We start from the raw sequence: 1,245 nt of genomic DNA on the forward strand, positions 1-1,245 counted from the left end.
AGAACCAGTCGAAGCCTTCGCCGCCCGCGATGTTCGCCTGCAGATAGGCGCGGTCATAGATCGCGGGCCAGCCCTCGGCCCCGTCGAGATGCTCGGGCTTGCCGGTCTTCTCGGAGAACGCCTCGGGCTGCCCACGGCACCACTGGAAGCAGAGCCGCCCGGCCACGGTGATCGAGTCGATGAAGACGGTCTCGTATTTCCCGATCACCGCCGGGTCGCCGTAGCGCCCGCAGACCTCGTCGAAATGCGCCTGGCTGTAGGGCTGATCCTCGCGCAGCGCCGGGTTTGGCCCGCCGATGAACACCGCGAAGTCGCGGCACTCCTTCCATGTGCGGGGCCGGAGGGTGTCGATCTCCAGCCCCTCGACGGCCAGATCCCCGGCCTCGAGATCGAGGAAGAGCGTGGTGGAGGCGTTCAGCGTCCAGAGCAGGCTGGTCTTGCCGATGCCGGACCGGCCGAAGATGACGCCCTTGATGCCCTTGCGCTGCGCGAGCCGCTCATCGGCGCCGATGATGGGAAGGGCCATCACTGGCTCTCCTTCTTCATCACCGCCGTGGCGGCGCGATCTGCGCCGATGCACCCCGCCTCGCGGGCGAGCTTGTAGAGCCGCTTCAGCGCATCGGCGCGGCGGTAGGCCACCGTGCTCTCACGCTCCGCCTCCACGATCGCGAAGGCGATCTCGTCGACGGTCGCCTCGACGACCGGCAGCGGCTCGCGCGGCTCGTCACTGGCGCCCTGCGGGAAGGCGATGGTTTCGGGGATGTCTTCGAGGGCGTAGCTCGCCTTGCGAAGACGGGTGATGTCGTCCGGCTGGTCCGGCATGGCAGTTCTCCTTGGGATGATGTGATCGAGGAGGCGCATCACGCGGCCTCGCGGATGTCGGGCGCGAGCTCGGCGACGTAGATCGCCAGCAGCGGCGTCCCGTCGGCGTGGTTGCCGGCGTCCTCGATCTGATAGTTGCGGTTGGGCTCGCAGACCTCGGTCAGCTCCCAGCGGCGATAGAGCCCCGGAAGACGCCTGAAATCCTCGAGCGACAGATCGGCAGTGCGGTTCATGCGTGTCTGCTTTCGGTTGGAGGAAAGGCGCTCGAGGGCGCTCGAATGGGAAAAGCCACCGGCGGGACCGGATCGGGACATCGGCTCAGGGGATTTCATTGAGCCCGCAATATTCACCGGCGGTCCGTGTGCGGTGTGATTTCGGGGCGCGGTCGGGTTTCTTGACCTTGCGTGTGGCAGGAAGGGCGAT

2 protein-coding genes and 1 pseudogene are annotated in these 1,245 nt (G+C 67.0%); all 3 read right to left on the reverse strand.

What is annotated here, in order from left to right; genetic code table 11:
* Window positions 1-418, reverse strand: a pseudogene (locus CHB90_RS26030) (AAA family ATPase); the annotation flags it as partial.
* Window positions 419-525: 107 nt separating this feature from the next.
* Window positions 526-822: a hypothetical protein gene (locus CHB90_RS26035; RefSeq protein WP_089280577.1), complete on the reverse strand. Its 297-nt coding sequence runs from the start codon at window positions 820-822 to the stop codon at window positions 526-528.
* A gap of 38 nt (window positions 823-860) precedes the next feature.
* Complete coding sequence (locus CHB90_RS26040; protein WP_089280578.1) at window positions 861-1,055, reverse strand: hypothetical protein; 195 nt, start codon at window positions 1,053-1,055, stop codon at window positions 861-863.
* Window positions 1,056-1,245 lie beyond the last annotated feature (190 nt).

This window comes from Antarctobacter heliothermus (assembly GCF_900188425.1).
Taxonomy (GTDB): domain Bacteria; phylum Pseudomonadota; class Alphaproteobacteria; order Rhodobacterales; family Rhodobacteraceae; genus Antarctobacter; species Antarctobacter heliothermus.